The sequence below is a fragment of the Actinoplanes derwentensis genome, from assembly GCF_900104725.1.
Taxonomy (GTDB): domain Bacteria; phylum Actinomycetota; class Actinomycetes; order Mycobacteriales; family Micromonosporaceae; genus Actinoplanes; species Actinoplanes derwentensis.
Genome location: NZ_LT629758.1, coordinates 7,006,941 through 7,024,317 on the forward strand (window position 1 = coordinate 7,006,941; position 17,377 = coordinate 7,024,317).

Genomic DNA, 17,377 nt, shown 5'->3' on the forward strand with positions numbered 1-17,377 from the left:
AGGTGCGCATGATCGAGGTGGACCGCGAGCAGGTGATGGCCTTCCGGGTCGTCGCGCAGGGACTGTCCGGCCGGGTCGACGATCGGCCCGCCGACCTGCCGGTGCTCGACCTGGGCCTCCAGGAGTACACGCCCGGTTCGATCCAGGTCGCTCTGGCCGCCCGCACCACGGCGGGAGCGAGTGACGACCGGCTGGTCACCGTCTGGGCGGCCCGCGGTGCCCCGCATCTGCACCGCCGGGCCGACCTGCCGGCCCTGGTGCGCCAGTTGTGGCCCACCGGTGACGACGACGCGGCGGCCCGGGTGAAGAGCGGCCAGATCCCGCGGGCTCAGGCGCTGGGGGTGCGGGCGTTCACCGCGGTCGCGGAGGCGTTCCGGGCCGTGGTGACCGGGCCGATCCCCCGTGGCGAGGCGAGCACCGAGGTCAGCGCCCGGGTTCCGGCCGAGTTGACGTATGACTGCAAGCCCTGCGGCGCCCGCCACGTCGCCGGCAACGTCTGGCAGCAGGCCGGCCTGGCCGGTGGCGTGGAGGTGCTGTCCCGCGGCCGGGAGGCGTCTCTGGGCCCGCTAGCGGACGCTCCCCCGATCCCGGACACCACCGCCGGTCTCGACCACCTGATCAAGACCTACCTTCGGTTTCTCGGCCCGGCCGGCCCGGCCGAGGTCGCGAAACACCTCGGCACCACGACCACGGTGATCAAGCGGGCGTGGCCGGCGGACCTGACCGCGGTGAGTGTGGACGGTCGCCGCGCCTGGCTGCCCGAAGCCTCGGCGGGGCTGCTCGAAACGGCACCGCGACCATCCGGGGTGCGCCTGCTGCCGGCGATGGATCCGCTGCTCCAGGCCCGTGACCGGGACCTGCTGGTGCCCGGCCGGGAGCATCAGAAACAGGTGTGGCGTCCTCTCGGCAACCCGGGGGTGCTGCTGGTGGACGGCGAGATCGCCGGAGTCTGGCGGGCCGCGCTCAAGAAGAAACAGGTGGATCTGACCGTCACACCGTTCGGGCGGTTGTCGGCCGCCCGGGTCGAGGAGGAGGCGGCCCAGGTCGCGCGGGCGCGGGAGGTGCCGGCGGCGACCGTGAAAATCGACTGAGGAACCCAGGCAACCTTTTCCGTCTCCGGGACCACCTACCGATGTCCCTAACAGCTCCCCTAGGTGGTCACATGTCACGCAAAAGCCGTAAAGCTCTGGCCGTCGGCCTCGCCTCGACGGCGGTACTGGCCGGAGCCGGTCTGCTGGGTGTCGGCCAGCCCTGGGCGAACGCGGCCGCGAACGTCAGCTTCGACACCGGCACCGGCCTGGCGTTCACGATCAACGGCGACAACGGCAACATGACGTCGCTGAAGCACAACGGCACCGAGATGACCGCGTCCGGTTTCGCCGCCGGCCAGTTCGAGTCCGGCTTCTCGACGGCCACGGTGACCAGCAAGACCTTCAACAGTGGCGCGTCGATCCTGGTGAGTGTGGCGAGCGCGTCGACCGGCGTGACGCAGTACTACTTCGCCCGCAAGAACGACAACACGGTCTACATGGCGACCAACATCAGCAAGGCCCTGAACCCGGGTGAGGCCCGTTTCATCGCCCGGCTCAAGCCGTCGCTGCTGACCACGTCACCGGCCGGGGCCAAGACCAGTGGTTTCACCACCACCGTCGAGGGCTCGGACGTCTTCTCGAACTCCGCGGGCCGCACCGCGTCGAAGTTCTACAGCTCGCAGCGGCTGATCGCGCAGCAGCCGTTCGGAGCCAGCGGCACCGGGCACGGCGCGTTCATCCTCCCGGCGTACACCGACATGACCTCGGGCGGCCCGTTCTTCCGGGACATCGAGGTCAACGACACCGGCAGCGCCGTCAACATCACCCACTACATGTTCAGCGGCCACCAGCAGACCGAGGCACTGCGACTGGGCCTGCACGGGCCGTACGCGCTGAGCCTCACCAACGGCGAGGCACCGACCGCCCGCAGCATGGACTTCCTCGCCTCGTTCATCCCCGGGATGCTGTCGAACGCGCAGCGCGGCGGTGTCAGCGGCACCGCGTCCGGCACCTGGAACGGCCTCAAGGCCACCGTCGCCCTGGCCGGCCCGAACGGCCAGTACTGGGGCCAGGTCAAGTCCGGCCAGTTCGTGATCGGCCACGTCAAGCCGGGCACCTACACCGCGACTCTGTACGCCGGTGAGCTGGCGGTCGGCGCCACCAAGTCGATCACCGTGACGGCCGGCGCGACGGGCACCCTGGCGATGACCGGCAACGTCCCGGCCGCCGGCACGCTGTTCCAGCTGGGCACCTTCGACGGCACCCCGGCCGGTTTCCTCAACGCCGACAAGATCGAGACGATGCACCCGTCGGACTCCCGGATGTCGGCGTGGAAGGCGAGCAGCTACAGCGTGGCGAACGGCGCGTCGAAGTTCCCGATGGCCGAGTTCAAGTCGGTCAACTCCCCGGCCGCGCTGAACTTCACCCTGTCATCGGTCCCGGCGAACGGCGTCAAACTGCGCATCGCCACCACGTCGACCTTCGCCGGTGGCCGTCCCGCCGTCGCGATCGGCAGTTACACGTCCCCCGCGTCGGCCTCTCCGACCCCGGTGAACCTGAACTCCCGCAACGTCACCCGCGGCACGTGGCGCGGCATCAACACCACCTACACGTACTCGATCCCGGCGAGCGCCCTGAAGATCGGCACCAACACCCTGTCGATCTCGGTGGTGAGCGGCAGCAGCGGCGAGACGTTCCTCAGCCCGAACTTCATCTTCGACGCGCTGGCCCTCGACCCCGCCTGATCCCCGGACGTTCACGCCGCCCCGCCAGGCCGCGTGAACGTCCGGAAACGGAGGGAGCACTGGTCACGGACGACCGGTGCTCCTTCTCTGATTCTGAACCTTTTCTGGTACGCCAGAGGGGCTCAGCAACCGCAAGCCACCCCGCACGCCTCGGCCTCGCGAGGTCCGCCGGACGGACGGCCGACTCGCGGGCGCCGGGCCGAATGCGGTGGTCAGGGACCCCAAATGGTCACCAAAAAGGGCGAGCCGGACCCGGTACGTCGCAACGCCAGCGGATCGTCGCCTAATCGTGATCCGGCGGCCCATCGAAGGGCACACCGGTAGATGCGTCGATGCGTAATCTGCTGCTCCTGAAGTTTCGAGGAGCATCCATGAATCACACGCGCGCCGTGCTCGCCACGGCGGTCGCCGTCACCACGATGTTGATGACCACCGGCGAGGCCGCCACCGCGGCACCGATCACGACGGAGACCGTTCGCGACGGCGTCCGGCTGTTGTCGGAACGCACCCCGGTCACCGCGAAACCGGTCACCGGCAAGGGCCCCACCCGAGCCGACTTCGACGGTGACGGCCGGGACGACGTCGCCGTCTTCAGCTACTCCGGAGTGGCCGTCTCCTACTCGTCGGCGGCGCACCGTGACGTCCTGCGCACCGAGATCCCGGGCTGGGCGAACAGCGGTTTCGGTTGGTCGATGACGGTCGGTGATTTCAACGGCGACCGGTACGACGACCTGGTGATCGGCGACGACAACGAGCCCGATCTGCGCCGGATGGGCTATCAGGCGGGCGCTGTCTGGGTGATCCCGGGCGGGTCGGGCGGGCTGCGGATAAGCGGAGCGAAGCACTTCAACCAGAGCACCGCGGGAGTGCCCGGCACGTCCACGCAGTCGGATTTCTTCGGGTTCTCGCTGGCGGCCGGTGACATCACCGGTGACGGCCGGGACGACCTGGCGATCGGCGTCCCGCTGAAGAAGATCGGCACCCAGAAGGAGGCCGGCGCGGTCGTCGTGCTCAAGGGCGGGGTCTCCGGGGTCACCACCACCGGCGCCCGCTGGATCAGCCAGAGCACCGCCGGGGTCCCCGGCGTCTCGAAGACCGGCGACCACTTCGGCATGGCGCTGGCGATCGGCCGGGTCGACAAGAACCGATTCCAGGAGCTGGTCGTCAGCGCGCAGCACAAGAGCGCGGAGGACTCCCAGACCTGGATGGGCAGCGGAACCATCACCCAGTTCTGGGGCGGCGCCGCGGGGGTGTCGCTGAAGAAGGTGACCGCGCTGAGCGGTGGCCTGATCACCAAGACGGCCAAGCTGAAGAACTCCTACCTCTGGGAGATCGGCGACGCCGTGGCGATCGGGGACGTCAACGGCGACGGGTACGGCGAGGTCGTCGTCGGCGCCTCCGGCGCACAGGTGGGCAACCACGTCACCGCCGGGGCGGTGTTCACCGTTCCGGGCCGGTCCACCGGCCTGAACGCCAAGGGCGCCATCGTGATCACCCAGAACAGTGCCGGGGTGGCCGGCGCGGCGGAGGACGGCGACCGCTTCGGCAGCGACGTCGTGGTCGGTGACGTGACCCTCGACGGCCGGGCCGACGTACTGGTCAGCGTGCCCGACGAGAACAAGACCGCGGGCGCGGTCGTGCTGCTGCGCGGCTCCGCAAAGGGCCTGACCGGCGTCAAGTCCCAGACCCTGACCCAGGCGTCGGCCGGGGTTCCGGACAGCCCCGAAACCGGCGACGAGTTCGGCCGGTCGGTGGCGCTGCTGAACCTCAACGGCAGTGGCGGCCTGGACGCGCTGGTGGGCAGCCCCGGCGAGGTGGTCCCGGCCGACACGGCCGGCTACGGCTCGGGCACCGTCACCCGGTTCCTCGGAGGTCATGCCGGGCTGGGCAACGCGACCGTGACCAACGGCCGGTTCTTCGGCGCCGAACTCGGCGTCCACTACGGCGGGCAGGTGGCGCGATGAGCAGGCGTTCGGTGGCGACCGCGGTCTCCGCCGCCGTGCTCGCCGGGTTGGTCGTCAGCGGCCCGGCCGAGGCCGCGAGTGTCGGAACCGTCAAGGTCGTGAGCGGTAGCAAAATCACGTTCGCGGCCGCGGCGAAGCGGGTCAACCACGTGACGATCACCCGCTCCGGCCGGACGATCACGGTCGACGACCGGGTGACCCTGAAACCGGGCAAGGGCTGCAAGCAGGTCAAGGGCGACAAGACCCGGGTCACCTGTACGACACCGGGCACGCCCGCCGGTGGCAGCATCCGGACCTACGACAAGAACGACACCATCGTGAACCGCAGCGATCTGCCGCTCTGGATCCGGGCCGGCAGCGGCACCAACAAGATCATCGGTGGGTCGCGTGGCGAGAACCTGTTCGGCGGCGACGGCACCGACACGATCTGGGGCAACGGCGGCAACGACTACATCTTCGGGGGCGACGGCACCAACGTCGTCTACGGCGGCCCCGGCGACGACGATCTGCGCGGTGGGCAGAACCGGGACACGATCTGGGGGCAGGAGGGCAACGACCGGATCGACCCGTGGTCGGGTGACGACATGGCGCACGGCGGCCCCGGCGATGACTCGTTCACCGAGGGCAATGGCCGGAACGTCCTCTACGGTGATGCCGGTTCCGACAGCTTCCAGCAAAGCGGCTACGACGGCCTGGGCCGGGACGCCATCCGCGGCGGCGCCGGCTCCGACTCGGTCGACTACGGCTCCCGGTCCAAACGGATCGTCGCCGACCTGGACAGCGCGATCGGCGACGACGGCCAGGCGGGCGAGGGTGACTCGATCAGCTCCGACGTCGAGAGCCTCACCGGCGGCGGGGGCAACGACTGGCTGGCCGGCAACAGCAGCCACAACTACCTGGGCGGCGGTGGGGGCAACGACACCCTGCACGGGCTGGGCGGCGACGACTACCTGCACGGCGAGGACGGGAACGACAGTCTCTACGGCGCCGCCGGGAACGACGAGCTGACCGGCGACTTCGGTGACGACGTGATGGCCGGTGGCGCGGGAGTCGACGCGGTCCGGTACGACCAGCGCCTGGTCCCGGTGCGTGCCGACCCGGACGGCCAGACCGGTGACGACGGTTCCACCGGCGAACGGGACAGCATCGGCGCCGACGTCGAGAACCTGTTCGGTGGCTGGAGCGACGACGTGCTGACCGGCAACTCCAGCGCCAACACGATCTACGGATCGGGCGGCGCGGACGTGATCCGGGGCGGCGGCGGGAACGACACCCTGTACGCCAACGACGGCTCACGAACCGGCGTCGACAAGATCTACGGCGAAGCCGGGGACGACAAGCTCTACTACGGCGGCCCGGAGGCGTACAACCGTTACGCCTTCGACGGCGGTGACGGTGTGGACGCCTGCCTGCTCGACTACGGCCAGGCCACCGGCGAACAGGTGAACTGCGAGACCGGCAACTGATCAGCGGTACGACGGGAAGGGCCGGTCATCACGACCGGCCCTTCCTCCGTGTCAGAGGTCGAACTCCCCGTCGTCGACACCACCGGTGAACGCCTCCCATTCGGCCCGGGTGAAGAAGAGGACCGTGCCCGGGTCGCTGGAGTTGCGCATCGCGGCGCCTCCGTCGGGCAGCCGGGAGATCTCCACGTGCTCCATCCCGGCGCCTTCGGCTCGCAGCCACTCCGCGCTGTCGGCGTCGAACGTGTCCGCATAGGACTTCTGTGACATCGGGCCACCTCCTGCCCCTCAACCTAGACGGCCTCCCCCGGTCCGGAGGAGGCCGCGAACAGGCGACAGGCAGGTGTTACTTGACGACGGTTAAGTCAGTGGGTCACTTCGTGTAGGTGAAGTAGTTCCAGGCTCCGTACGTGGTGTAGTTGGCCTCGTCGCCACTGCCGCTGTAGATGTACGCGGTCCGGAACCGCCATTTGGATCCAGCCGGGTAGGTTCCCGCGAACCGCACCGTGGACTTCCCGTACCGGTCCAGCGGGAAGTAGTCGTCGGCGAAGGCCGTCCACTTGCCACTCCGATACCGTTGGATGACGGAGTACTGATGGCGCCCCGGATGACGGGTCATGGTCACGTTGAAGTACGGGTCCGCCGTCTTCCGGAAATGGTAGTACTTCGTCTTCCCGATCTTCTTGGTCTTGTAGTGGCCCTTGACCCCGTTGACCACCGAGACCTTGGCGTAGACCCGGGAAGTCACCGAGCGGGCCGCGTACTCCTGATCGCCGGTGAATTTTGCGGTGAAGGTGACGTTTTTCTGGATCTTGTAGCTGGCGCTGACCTTGCCGGCGCTGTTCACCGTCGCCCGTTTGAGCAGGTAGAAGCTGGTCACGTCGTCGACCCAGATCTCGACGGCCCGGTTCGCATAGGTCTTGCCGAGCGTCGCGGTCACCGTCACCGTCGCCTCGTACTTCTGGACCGATCCGTGCTTGTCCAGGCTCAGTGCCGGGGTGAACTGGGTGACCTTGACCTTGGCGGTCTGCTCCATGTTCCCGGCATAGCTGACCCGGTAGAGGTAGGTGCTCAGTCCCGGCGGCAGGTCGGTGAAGGTGAACGACCCGTCACTGTTCAGTGCCGGCCGCCCGATCGTCTCGGGTTCGAGTCCCGGCCGGTTCTCGTCGGCGCGGGTGACCGTCAGCGTGTGCCCGATCGGAAGCCCGGTCGTGGTTCCGCTGAAGGTCGCTTTCCGGCCGTTGACGACCGTCGCCGGTGCGGACAGCGTGATCTCCGCGCCGGCCGGGATCGTCACCGTGCTGGGTGTCGGGGACGGTGGCGCCGGCGGGGGCTCGACGACGGATTCGAGGGCGTAGGAGACGTCGAAGCCGGACCGGCTCTCGGTCACCGCGAGGAGCCGCTCGGTTCCGGGCTGCCAGTGCAGGCCGTCCGGCACCGGCGTCGCGGCCAGCGAGGCCGACCACTGTTCCGTCTCACCGTCGGGGCTGCGGACGTAGACGCCGTTGCCGGATCCGAGGGCGATGCTGCCGTCCGCGGCGATGTCGATCTGGTCCGGGGTCGAACGGTCCCACAGCCGGGTGGAGGTGGTGGCATCGTTGAGGTCGACGCGGCAGAAGCCGAGCCAGCCGACCCGGAACACCCGGGTTCCGTCCGCGGTGAAATCGGCGTCCCGGACATCGAGGCGATTGCCGTACTCCATTGTCAACGGCTTCTCCACCGCGCCGGAGACGTCGAAGGTGCGGATGTGATCGTCCATCCCGTAGCCGACGCCGTCCGGGGCGACAAGAAGGGTCGTGTCGTCGGCGAACAGGTTGGGCGCGCCCGGATAGAGCTGCTCACCGCTGGACCGTTCGTGCAGGCGAACCGTCCCGTCGGCGTCCAGCGACCCGAAGTTGCCGGTGGCCTCGGTGGTCCCCCGGTCGTAACCGAACCAGATCCGGTCGCCGGTCACTGCCACCTTGCCCGGGAACACGTCCGCGCCCAATGGGTACCGGGTGATCTCGGTCAGGGTCTCGGTCGCGAAGGTGGCGATGGCACCGGCTCCGTCCACCGCGGCATAGAGGATGTTCGAGTCCCGCGACAGTGCCAGCCCGCGCACTCCGGGCAGGCCGGGCTCACGATCCAGCACGGCGCCGGAGTAGTCGGTGGCGATGATCTCGCCGGTGGCCGGATCGCTGAGGAAGAGCCGCTGATGAGCACCGTCGACGACGACGCCGCCCACCGAGGTGACCGGCAGGGAGATCGGGGCGGCCGAGGCGACCCCGGTCGAAAGTTGGACGGCCAATGTGGTGGAACCGGCAAGAACCGTTGCCGCCAGCACGGCCCGGGAGGAACGCATGGACAAGATCCTAATTTTCGGATCGACCGATGCGGATCAACCGAAAGTACGGTCCCGTAACGGCGCGACGCTTGGCCACGCCGTCGTCGACGTGGCCACGCGTCGCCGGATGCGTGTCAGACGAGGCCGGCGCTGCCGGCTAGAGCAGCGGCTTCGGTACGGCTGGAGACGTGCAGTTTGCGCAGCAGCGCGGCGGTCAGTCGCTTGACCGTCCGGTCCGACACGTGCAGCATCCCGGCGATGTCGCTCGTCGACGAGCCGGTGGCGATCAACCGCAGCAGCCGGCGGTCGGGTTCGTCGAGGTGGTCGGTCACCGGTTGCCCGCCCGGCTCCACCGCCCCGGCTCGCTCGATCGGACCGGCGCGTTCCACCAGTGAGTTGAGCAGCGGGACCGGCACGACCGCCCAGCCTTCCAGCGCGGCCAGCAGCGGCGGGATCGCGTCGTCGCCACGGGGCACCACCCCGGATGCTCCGGCCCGCAGCGCCTCGATCGGGGTGCCCGGGTCGTCGCCGCCGATGGCCAGGATCCGGGCTTGCGGGACGGCGGCGCGTGCCGCGGCGACAGCAGGCAGTCCGGTGGGCGGCTGCAGGTCGACCAGGACCACGTCCGGGTCGGCCTCCCGCACCGAACCGGCCAGCTCCGAGCCGTCATCCACCCCGGTCACGGTGACCCGGCCGCCCGTTGCCGCAGGCAGAGACTGTTGCAGGCCACGCACGAGTGCGGGGTGGCCCGAGATGACGACGATGCTGATCCCGTTCCGCATAAGGCCCCGAATGCCCCGCCAGCGCCGGATCATGCCTCGGAATTCGGTGTGGTTACTTCAGGCGCGGTCCGCGCCTCAAGCCACCATGCTCGGGTTGGCGGCGATGAAACCGGCGATGTAGTCGTCGAGCCGGTTCTGCGGGTGCCAGCCGAGGCTGTTCGCCTTGGTGGTGTCGGCCTGGCCGCGGACCCGCTCGCCCCGGCGCTCCGGGATCAGCGTGAAGCCGGTGCCGAACATCCCGGCGACCTCGGCCATCGGCCACTCGGAGCCGGTGCCGAGCAGGTAACCGTCGCCGGAGCCGCTGCGGGCGACCAGGACCAGGCCACGGACGATGTCGTCGATGTGGGTGAAGTCACGTGTCTGCGTGCCCGGGGAGACCACGGTCAGCGGCTCACCGGCCAGGTACTGCCGCTCGAAGATGCCGATCACGGTGGCGTACTTGCCCTGGGTGATCTGGCCGGGGCCGTAGACGTTGTAGAAGTAGGCGATCGCGTAGTCCAGCCCGAACCAGTTCGAGTAGTTCCTGATGTACTCGATGTTCTTGGCCTTGGTCCACGCGTACGGATTGAGGTTCTCGTCCTCACCGTCATTGCCGAATTTCGAGCTGGACCCGGCGTAGATCAGCTTCGCCCCGTGGCCGGCCGTGAACTTGACGACCTCCTTGGTGCCGAGGAGGTTGAAGTCCCAGGTCAGATCGTGGTCTTCGAACGACTGGGGAATCCGCGAGTACTCACCGAGGTGGAAGACCATCTCGGGTGCCGGGAAACCACGGTCGGCCCAGATCTTGGCGATGTCGGCCGTCGAGCCGTCGATGTAACTGACCCGCGGATCGTGGACGTGGTTCTCCGGGGTGCCGGTGAAGTAGTTGTCCAGCGAGATCACCGTCGCGTCCGGAAAGTCGTTCAGCAGCGACTTGATCAAGGAGCTACCGACGAATCCGGCACCACCGGTGACCAACAGTGTTCGGCTCAACGTACTTCCCATCTCTGGCAGTCCTGCAGCGCCGCCCAGGCTACCTAAGCAATACACCCGAAAACCAACTGCTCGTACGGGTATCACTGGGCGCGGCCGTGACGACACTCTGTGGTCGTCACGGCCGCGTGCTGGTCACCAGCGTGCGGGTGCCGGTGGCGGGACCACCGGGGGGCGGTCGTCGCACGTGATCACGTTCGGCAGGTACGGGCCGAGCCAGCCGCCGTCGTTGCGGCCCCGATCGGTGAGGGTGAACTCGGAGCCGGCCGGGGTGAAGAGGAACCGGCCGCAGTTGTTCACGCCGACCGCGCCGACGTTGCGGGCGTCGACGTTCTCGAACGAGGCCGAGCCGCCGGCCCGTGCGCTCAGGACGCTGGTACCCGTACCGTCGATCCGGATGTCCTTGAACTTGATCTCGTCGATCGAGTAGAGGTCCTTGACCGGCCAGTCGGCCACCAGCATGACCGCGTTGTAGGTGCTGTCCAGGTAGTGGTCGCCGGTCACCCGCACATCCGCGGCGATGGTGCCCTGCAGCGCGTAGAACCAGATCGCGCCGAGCCCGATGCGCCAGTTCAGTTCCTGGGTCCCGGCCCGCACCGTGGTGTTGTTCCGGAACAGCAGGTGCCCGGTGAATGGTTCGGCCCCGAACCGGGTTCCGGCGTGCAGGGCGCTGCCCTCCCGGACCGGGTCGGCGATCAGGTTGTTCGAGACCGTGGTGTTCTCGCCGCCGTAGATCGCGATGCCGTTGGCCAGGGTCGGCGTCTGGATCGTGTTGTGGTCGAAGACGTTGCCAGAGTCGGTGATCGTCTCCGACCAGGCAGCCAGCGCGTCGTCACCGGTGTTGCGCAGGAAGTTGCCGCGGACCAGCGAGTCCGTCACCCCGGTGTGGAAGTTCAGGCCGTCGGCGACCTGGTCGACGATCACGTTGTTCGTGACCCTGACGTTCGACATCGGGCCGTCGAACCAGAGGCCGACCTTGGTGTGCCGGATGTGCAGGCCGTCGATCGTCGAGTCGCTCATCGCGCCGCCGATCCCGTTGACCTGGTCGGTGTCGATCCGCTCCCGGACATCGCCCTCGATGGCGAAATCGGACAGGTGCACGTCGCGGCTGCCCCCGTCGGCCGCGTACTTGCCGTAGAAGCCGACGCCGGTGTGGATCGATCCGTCCGGCGCTGGTTCACTCAGCGCGACCGAGCGGCCCTTGACGATCGTGTACCAGTTGCCGGCCCCGGTGATCGTCACGTCGTCGACGACGATGTGCCGGTTCACCTGGAAGACGCCCGGCGGGAGATAGACCCGGCGGTGGACCTTCTTGGCGTACGCGATGGCCCGCTCGATGGCCGGTGCGGCGTCGTGTCGCCCGGTCGGGTCGGCCCCGAAGGCCAGCACGTTCACCGCGGTCAGGTCGAGCTTCGGCGGTCCCACCAGCTCCGAGTCGAGCAGGTCGATGGTGGTCGGCACGGTCCGCGCGATCAGCCGGATCTTGTCACCGGCCCGGTAGGTGTGCCCGAGCAGCAGCCGCTGTTCGTCGTAGAACCGGGCGGCCCGGAACGGCTTGTTGATCACCGGCGCAGGGCTGGTCTCGACCGGCACACACTGACATTCGGTGATCCACCAGTCCGGGTGCAGCAGCCCGGCCTGCGGGTCGTCAGTGAACGGATACTGGTTGTAAAGCCAAGAGTATTCCGAGGTCAGCGCCATCGTGCGGGCGCCGAGCCGGGTCTTGACGGTCAGTGGCGCGGTGATCCCGCCGCCGGTCGCCGAGTCCGGGATGCTGTACCGCACGGTGATCGCGTTGGCGGCTCTCGGCAGGGTGAACTCCACCCATTCGTTCGCGTCGAGGGTGACCGCGGACCGGCCGGACGCCTCGGCCGGCAGCGTGTAGGCGGTGCGGTCCGGTCCGATCACGGTGCCGTTGGTGGCCGCGTTCTCGGCCTCCTGTTCCAGGAAGGCGACGTTCGCACCGCGCCCGGCGGTGAGCGAAGGGTCGAGGGCGGCACGGGTGACCACCGGCACGGGCGCGGCAGTGGCCGGAAGCGCGGGGCCGGTCACCCCGGCCACCAGACCGAGGATCAGGGCGGACCAGCGCGGTGGAGCGCTGATCCGCCACGAGACGTTGGACATCGAAGGCTCCAGAGGAGAGACGGTGAGCCGACGATAGATGTCCGGTGATCTAACTCACAAGAGTCCGTCTATGTCTTTCATTGATCTGCTCATTTCTTGCAGTAACCAGCAAAATCAGAGCTTGAACCTGTCCACGATCTGCCGCAGGTCGCCGGACATCCCGGCCAGGTCGGTGGCCGCCCGGTCCGTCTCGGCGACCCCGGCGGTGGTCTGCCGCACCGACGAGGCGACCGCGTTGATGGTGTCCGCGACCCGGCTGCCGGCCTGTGCGGCCTCGCTGACGTTGCGGCTCATCTCGTTCGTGGTCACCGTCTGCTCCTCGACCGCGGACGCGATCGTGGTCTGGAAGTCGTTGATCCGCCCGATGATCTCGCTGATCTCCGCGATCGCCGCGACCGCGCCGGCGGTGTCGGCCTGGATCGCGGCGACCCGCTGGCCGATGTCCTCGGTGGCCCGGGCGGTCTCCTGGGAGAGTTCCTTGACCTCACTGGCCACCACGGCGAAGCCCTTGCCCAGCTCACCGGCGCGGGCCGCTTCGATGGTGGCGTTCAGGGCGAGCAGGTTGGTCTGCTCGGCGATCGCGGTGATCGTCTTGATCACGTCGCCGATCTCGGCCGACGACTCGTTCAGCTTGGCCATCACGGTGCTGGTGCTCGCGGTGACGCCGACCGCGCGGGACGCGACCTGAGCGGCCTGGGTGGCGCTCTCGCTGATCTCCCGGATCGACGCGCCCATCTCCTCAGCCCCGGCCGCGACCGTCTGGATGTTCGACGACATGATGGCGGCCGACTCGGCGACCGTGGCGGCCTGTGCAGCGCCCAGGTCGGCGCTGGACGCGCTGTTGCGGCTGGTCCGGGCCAGGCTCTCGGACTCGTCGGCCAGCTTGCGCGAGTTCAGGGCCAGGTCGGTGACGGTCCGCCGGAGCGTGCCGTTGGCCCGGCGCAGCGCGTCCGCCATCTGGCCCACCTCGTCGCGCTGGTCCACCTGCGGATCGCCGGAGAGGTCACCCTCGGCCACCTGGTCCAGGACCCGGCCGACCCGCCGCAACGGCTGCACGATCAGACGGGCCACGAACAGGGCGCTGACGATCGCCAGCAACAGCGCCACGACCAGCACCACCACGACCGTACTGCCGGTCCGTTCCGCCTTGGTGTCGAACTCCCGGCCCTGCAGCAGCGCCGCGTCGGCGTACTCGATCTCCTGCGTCATCAGGCCCTCGTACGCCTTGCGCAGCTCCCGGTTCTCGTTCAGCGCCAGGTTGATCGCCGTCTGGGGTTTCGACTCGTAGAGCGCGAACTCCGACTCCAGGGCGTCGAACCAGGCGTCGGTGGCGGTCTGGATCGCGTCGATGCGGGCGGCCGACGCGCTGGAGTCGGCGACCCCCTTGGCGGCGGCGAGCAATGCGTCGACCTTGTCCTTGCGGGCGAGCGCCTCGTCGCTGAATTTGGTGTCGCCCTTGAGCAGGAAGCCACGTTCGTCGTTGGCGGCCGCCTTCGCGAGCAGGGCGGCACTGTTCAGGTTGGTGCTGTACGGCAGCACCTCGGCGATCTCGGTGTTCCGATCGCTCTGCAACTGGTTGATGCCGACCAGGCTGATCGCCCCGGTCGCGAGGGTCCCGGCGACGGCTACGCCCGCGACCGTGAGCACCTTGGTGGAGACCTTGCGGTTTCGGCACCATTGCCCGAGCCCACGGTTAACGGACATGTTCAACCTTCCTTGACTGTCAGTACCGTTCCATCGGTGACCGAAAGCAAGGAATTAGTCACGCAAAGGTGAACATTGGGCGAAGCCCGGCCACCCGCTCGCCGCCCCTGTTGATCACCAGCACGTCACCGCGCCGACGGAACCCCACTTAAACTGCCCGCGTGCGCGCATTCTCCCGAAAGCTGAACCATCTGGTCGAGGTCTACGACGCCGACCTCACCCTGGTGCGAACCTTCCCCGTGCCGCCACGGAGCACCTTCCAGGAGCCGGGAAGCGAGGGGCACACCGTCACGAACCCGGGCGACCAGCTGATCTACGCGACCGACCGGGCGGTGCTGCGCGTCGATCCGGAGGGGCGCGAACAGTGGCGTTTCGACCTGGGTGAGCGCGGGCCGAAGCGGGGTGTCGCCTACACCGACGTGGCACTGTCCGCCGACGACTCCCTGGTCTGGGTGTACGTGCCGAACGCGATGGCCGACCGCGGTGACGACGCGTGGATCGCGCTGGACGCGGTCACCGGCGAGCTGCGGGCTCGGCACACGCTTCCGACGGTGGGTCACGGCGGCGACCAGTACCCGCTGCGGGACGGCCGGATGATGCTGGAGGTCGGCGAGGGTCAGGACGGTCTGCGGATCTATCTGGCCGGGCCGGGAATCGAACCGCGGGACTTCGGCTGGGACGACCGCTCGCTGTGTGGTGTCTCGCCGGACGAGACCCGGTTCGTGACCGTCGCCCACGACTCGGAGGATCTGGCCGTGCACGCGTTCCCCGGCGGGGAGGTCCTGTTCCGGGTCACCGTCGCGGATTTCGGGTTCGACTCCGACGACGAGGTCTACATCGAGTGGAGTCCCGGCTTCCTGGACGGCGAGACGATCATCGCGGTCGTCCGCGGCGAGGACGAGGAGAACTGGTGGAAGCACTTCACGGTTGACGCCAGGACCGGGGATATAAAGGGCGAAATGGGCATTTCAACCATTGATGAGTACGATCTGACACCGCTCGGTGACGGTACGTATGTGATTACGGACACCGACGGAACTCTCAGACGGATGTGATCTTGCCGGGCAGAGGCTATCGTTGCTTTGTCCGCCGAGAGGCGCTGCAACGGACAACGACGTCCGCCACGCTCGGCCGGGCTCACGACGACTCAAGGGCGCCTCCTGATGAGGGAGGAGCCCTCTTTTCATGAGCGACAAACTTCGATCCGTCAACGGTCTCGACTTCGCGGTAGCCGACCTCTCGCTGGCTGAGGCGGGTCGTCACCAGCTCCGTCTCGCCGAGCACGAGATGCCCGGCCTGATGTCCCTGCGCACCGAGTTCGGCGACTCCAAGCCGCTGCGTGGTGCCCGGATCGCCGGCTCGCTGCACATGACCGTGCAGACCGCGGTCCTGATCGAGACGCTGGTCGCGCTCGGCGCCGAGGTGCGCTGGGTGTCCTGCAACATCTTCTCCACCCAGGACGAGGCGGCCGCCGCCACCGTCGTCGGCCCGACCGGCACGGTCGACGCCCCGGCCGGTGTCCCGGTCTTCGCCTGGAAGGGCGAGTCGCTGGAGGAGTACTGGTGGGCCACCATGCGGCTGTTCGAGTTCAGCGACGGCCAGGGCCCGAACATGATCCTCGACGACGGCGGTGACGCCACCCTGCTCGTGCACAAGGGTGTCGAGTTCGAGGCGGCCGGCGCGGTGCCGCAGACCACCGAGAACGACAGCCACGAGTACTCGATCATCCTGGACACCCTGCGTGCCAGCCTCGCGACCTCGAAGGACCGCTTCACCAAGATCGCGGCCGAGATCAAGGGTGTCACCGAGGAGACCACCACCGGTGTGGCCCGGCTGTACAAGCTGGCCAAGGAGGGCACGCTGCTCTTCCCGGCGATCAACGTCAACGACGCGGTCACCAAGAGCAAGTTCGACAACAAGTACGGCATCCGCCACTCGCTGGTCGACGGCCTGAACCGGGCGACCGACGTGATGCTCGGCGGCAAGCTGGCCGTGGTCTGTGGTTACGGCGATGTCGGCAAGGGCTCGGCGGAGACGTTGCGTGGCCAGGGCGCCCGCGTCGTCGTCACCGAGGTCGACCCGATCTGCGCGCTGCAGGCGGCCATGGACGGCATGCAGGTGGTCCGGCTCGAAGACGTCGTCGCCTCGGCGGACATCTTCATCACCACGACCGGTGGCACCGACATCATCACCGCCGAGCACCTGGCCGCGATGAAGCACAACGCCATCGTCGGCAACGTCGGCCACTTCGACGACGAGATCGACATGGCCGGTCTGGCCAAGGTCGCCGGCATCGAGAAGGTCGAGATCAAGCCGCAGGTCCACGAGTGGCGCTTCGCGGACGGTCACTCGGTGATCGTGCTCTCCGAGGGACGCCTGATGAACCTGGGCAACGCCACCGGTCACCCCAGCTTCGTGATGTCGAATTCCTTCACCAACCAGGTGATGGCGCAGATCGAGCTGTGGACCAAGCCGGGCGAGTACGACAAGCAGGTCTACGTCCTGCCGAAGCACCTGGACGAGAAGGTGGCTCGCCTGCACCTGGACGCGCTGGGTGTGCGCCTCACGACCCTCACCAAGAAGCAGGCCGAGTACCTGGGTGTGGACGTCGCGGGCCCGTTCAAGCCGGAGCACTACCGCTACTGATCTGTCGCGCCCGGTCGTCCGATGACGGCCGGGCGCGCCTCAGTAAAGTCCGACTTGTCCCACTTATGCTCCGAATATGTCTTTGCGTCACATGATTTTTACGTTGGGTTTCGCGGCGCTGTCGATCGTGCCCGCCGCGCCCGCGACGGCCGGGCTCCCGAACCGTCCGGCCAGCCCCGAAGCCGAGTTCCTGATCGCCGCGCACCAGGGGAACCTGGCCCAGATCAAGGCCGGGAAGATCGCCGCCCGCAAGGGTGAGAGCTCGGCGGTCCGCAAGCTCGGCAAGCGGTTCGCGAGCTACCACAAGAAGCTGGATTCCCAGGTCAGAGCGGTTTCCGAGGACTTGCACGTGAGCCTGCCGGACGAGCCGAACTCCGAACAGCGGCAGCTCGCCGCGCAGTACAAGGCGGCCTCGGCGACCGAGTTCGACACCCTCTTCGTCACCACCCAGATCACGAATTACGAGCGCGCCGCGAAGCTCGCCGGCACCGTGCTCAAGATCACCACCGACCCGGCCGTGCAGCGGATCGTCGAGGCGGCGACCCCCGTCATCGAGCAGAATCGCGAGGCTCTGACCACAACCCGCGACCAACTCGGCTTGGACCTGCCGCGAGAATGATCGT

Annotated in this window: 13 protein-coding genes and 1 riboswitch; of the genes, 7 read left to right on the forward strand and 6 right to left on the reverse strand. The window is 68.2% G+C overall.

Translation table 11 applies throughout. The annotated features are described in order from the left end of the window. Positions 1 to 8 precede the first annotated feature (8 nt). The 4 genes from BLU81_RS30825 to BLU81_RS30840 all read left to right on the forward strand — a co-directional run bounded on the left by BLU81_RS30825 (position 9) and on the right by BLU81_RS30840 (position 6,206). The gene (locus BLU81_RS30825) at positions 9 to 1,091 is read left to right on the forward strand and encodes a winged helix DNA-binding domain-containing protein (protein ID WP_092549078.1); all 1,083 of its coding nucleotides are present in this window, start codon (positions 9 to 11) and stop codon (positions 1,089 to 1,091) included. Positions 1,092 to 1,162: 71 nt separating this feature from the next. Then, on the forward strand, positions 1,163 to 2,776 hold the full coding sequence (locus BLU81_RS30830) for a rhamnogalacturonan lyase B N-terminal domain-containing protein (protein ID WP_092549081.1): 1,614 nt from the start codon (positions 1,163 to 1,165) through the stop codon (positions 2,774 to 2,776). Positions 2,777 to 3,147: 371 nt separating this feature from the next. After that, a complete protein-coding gene (locus BLU81_RS30835; protein ID WP_172890650.1) occupies positions 3,148 to 4,740 on the forward strand; it encodes an FG-GAP-like repeat-containing protein in 1,593 nt (530 codons plus the stop codon). Then, positions 4,737 to 6,206 (forward strand): calcium-binding protein, encoded by a 1,470-nt coding sequence (locus tag BLU81_RS30840; RefSeq protein ID WP_092549087.1) that lies wholly within the window; start codon positions 4,737 to 4,739, stop codon positions 6,204 to 6,206. The genes BLU81_RS30835 and BLU81_RS30840 overlap by 4 nt, the downstream gene beginning before the upstream one ends. 51 nt (positions 6,207 to 6,257) lie before the next feature. On the opposite strand, the gene BLU81_RS30845 is transcribed toward BLU81_RS30840, so the two are convergent. The 6 genes from BLU81_RS30845 to BLU81_RS30870 all read right to left on the reverse strand — a co-directional run bounded on the left by BLU81_RS30845 (position 6,258) and on the right by BLU81_RS30870 (position 14,108). After that, a complete protein-coding gene (locus tag BLU81_RS30845; protein ID WP_092549090.1) occupies positions 6,258 to 6,473 on the reverse strand; it encodes a DUF397 domain-containing protein in 216 nt (71 codons plus the stop codon). A gap of 103 nt (positions 6,474 to 6,576) precedes the next feature. Next, a complete protein-coding gene (locus BLU81_RS30850) occupies positions 6,577 to 8,544 on the reverse strand; it encodes an SMP-30/gluconolactonase/LRE family protein (RefSeq protein WP_092549093.1) in 1,968 nt (655 codons plus the stop codon). 116 nt (positions 8,545 to 8,660) lie between these two features. Next, positions 8,661 to 9,200 carry a response regulator transcription factor gene (locus tag BLU81_RS30855; protein ID WP_231953596.1) on the reverse strand — a complete coding sequence of 180 codons (540 nt, stop codon included), beginning with the start codon at positions 9,198 to 9,200 and terminating at the stop codon, positions 8,661 to 8,663. 183 nt (positions 9,201 to 9,383) lie between these two features. Further along, positions 9,384 to 10,280, reverse strand: a complete 897-nt coding sequence (locus tag BLU81_RS30860) for an NAD-dependent epimerase/dehydratase family protein (RefSeq protein WP_231953597.1) — start codon at positions 10,278 to 10,280, stop codon at positions 9,384 to 9,386. Positions 10,281 to 10,415: 135 nt separating this feature from the next. Then, on the reverse strand, positions 10,416 to 12,404 hold the full coding sequence (locus BLU81_RS30865) for a glycosyl hydrolase family 28-related protein (RefSeq protein WP_092549102.1): 1,989 nt from the start codon (positions 12,402 to 12,404) through the stop codon (positions 10,416 to 10,418). A gap of 114 nt (positions 12,405 to 12,518) precedes the next feature. Then, positions 12,519 to 14,108 (reverse strand): methyl-accepting chemotaxis protein, encoded by a 1,590-nt coding sequence (locus tag BLU81_RS30870; RefSeq protein ID WP_092549105.1) that lies wholly within the window; start codon positions 14,106 to 14,108, stop codon positions 12,519 to 12,521. Positions 14,109 to 14,269: 161 nt separating this feature from the next. Between BLU81_RS30870 and BLU81_RS30875 the strand changes: the two genes are divergently transcribed. The 3 genes from BLU81_RS30875 to BLU81_RS30885 all read left to right on the forward strand — a co-directional run bounded on the left by BLU81_RS30875 (position 14,270) and on the right by BLU81_RS30885 (position 17,373). Continuing rightward, positions 14,270 to 15,163 (forward strand): hypothetical protein, encoded by an 894-nt coding sequence (locus tag BLU81_RS30875; RefSeq protein ID WP_092549108.1) that lies wholly within the window; start codon positions 14,270 to 14,272, stop codon positions 15,161 to 15,163. Between the two features lie 30 nt (positions 15,164 to 15,193). Beyond that, positions 15,194 to 15,274, forward strand: a riboswitch (S-adenosyl-L-homocysteine riboswitch). 19 nt (positions 15,275 to 15,293) lie between these two features. Continuing rightward, positions 15,294 to 16,754, forward strand: a complete 1,461-nt coding sequence (gene ahcY / locus BLU81_RS30880) for an adenosylhomocysteinase (protein ID WP_092549111.1) — start codon at positions 15,294 to 15,296, stop codon at positions 16,752 to 16,754. A gap of 91 nt (positions 16,755 to 16,845) precedes the next feature. After that, positions 16,846 to 17,373, forward strand: a complete 528-nt coding sequence (locus BLU81_RS30885) for a DUF4142 domain-containing protein (RefSeq protein WP_157751846.1) — start codon at positions 16,846 to 16,848, stop codon at positions 17,371 to 17,373. Positions 17,374 to 17,377 lie beyond the last annotated feature (4 nt).

Bases quoted from the DNA above. Each gene is read 5' to 3' on its own strand.
- BLU81_RS30850 (WP_092549093.1), bottom strand. From the start codon at position 8,544: ATGCGTTCCTCCCGGGCCGTGCTGGCGGCAACGGTTCTTGCCGGTTCC.
- BLU81_RS30825 (WP_092549078.1), top strand. From the start codon at position 9: ATGATCGAGGTGGACCGCGAGCAGGTGATGGCCTTCCGGGTCGTCGCG.
- BLU81_RS30845 (WP_092549090.1), bottom strand. From the start codon at position 6,473: ATGTCACAGAAGTCCTATGCGGACACGTTCGACGCCGACAGCGCGGAG.
- BLU81_RS30870 (WP_092549105.1), bottom strand. From the start codon at position 14,108: ATGTCCGTTAACCGTGGGCTCGGGCAATGGTGCCGAAACCGCAAGGTC.
- BLU81_RS30865 (WP_092549102.1), bottom strand. From the start codon at position 12,404: ATGTCCAACGTCTCGTGGCGGATCAGCGCTCCACCGCGCTGGTCCGCC.
- BLU81_RS30830 (WP_092549081.1), top strand. From the start codon at position 1,163: ATGTCACGCAAAAGCCGTAAAGCTCTGGCCGTCGGCCTCGCCTCGACG.
- BLU81_RS30885 (WP_157751846.1), top strand. From the start codon at position 16,846: ATGATTTTTACGTTGGGTTTCGCGGCGCTGTCGATCGTGCCCGCCGCG.
- ahcY (WP_092549111.1), top strand. From the start codon at position 15,294: ATGAGCGACAAACTTCGATCCGTCAACGGTCTCGACTTCGCGGTAGCC.
- BLU81_RS30835 (WP_172890650.1), top strand. From the start codon at position 3,148: ATGAATCACACGCGCGCCGTGCTCGCCACGGCGGTCGCCGTCACCACG.
- BLU81_RS30840 (WP_092549087.1), top strand. From the start codon at position 4,737: ATGAGCAGGCGTTCGGTGGCGACCGCGGTCTCCGCCGCCGTGCTCGCC.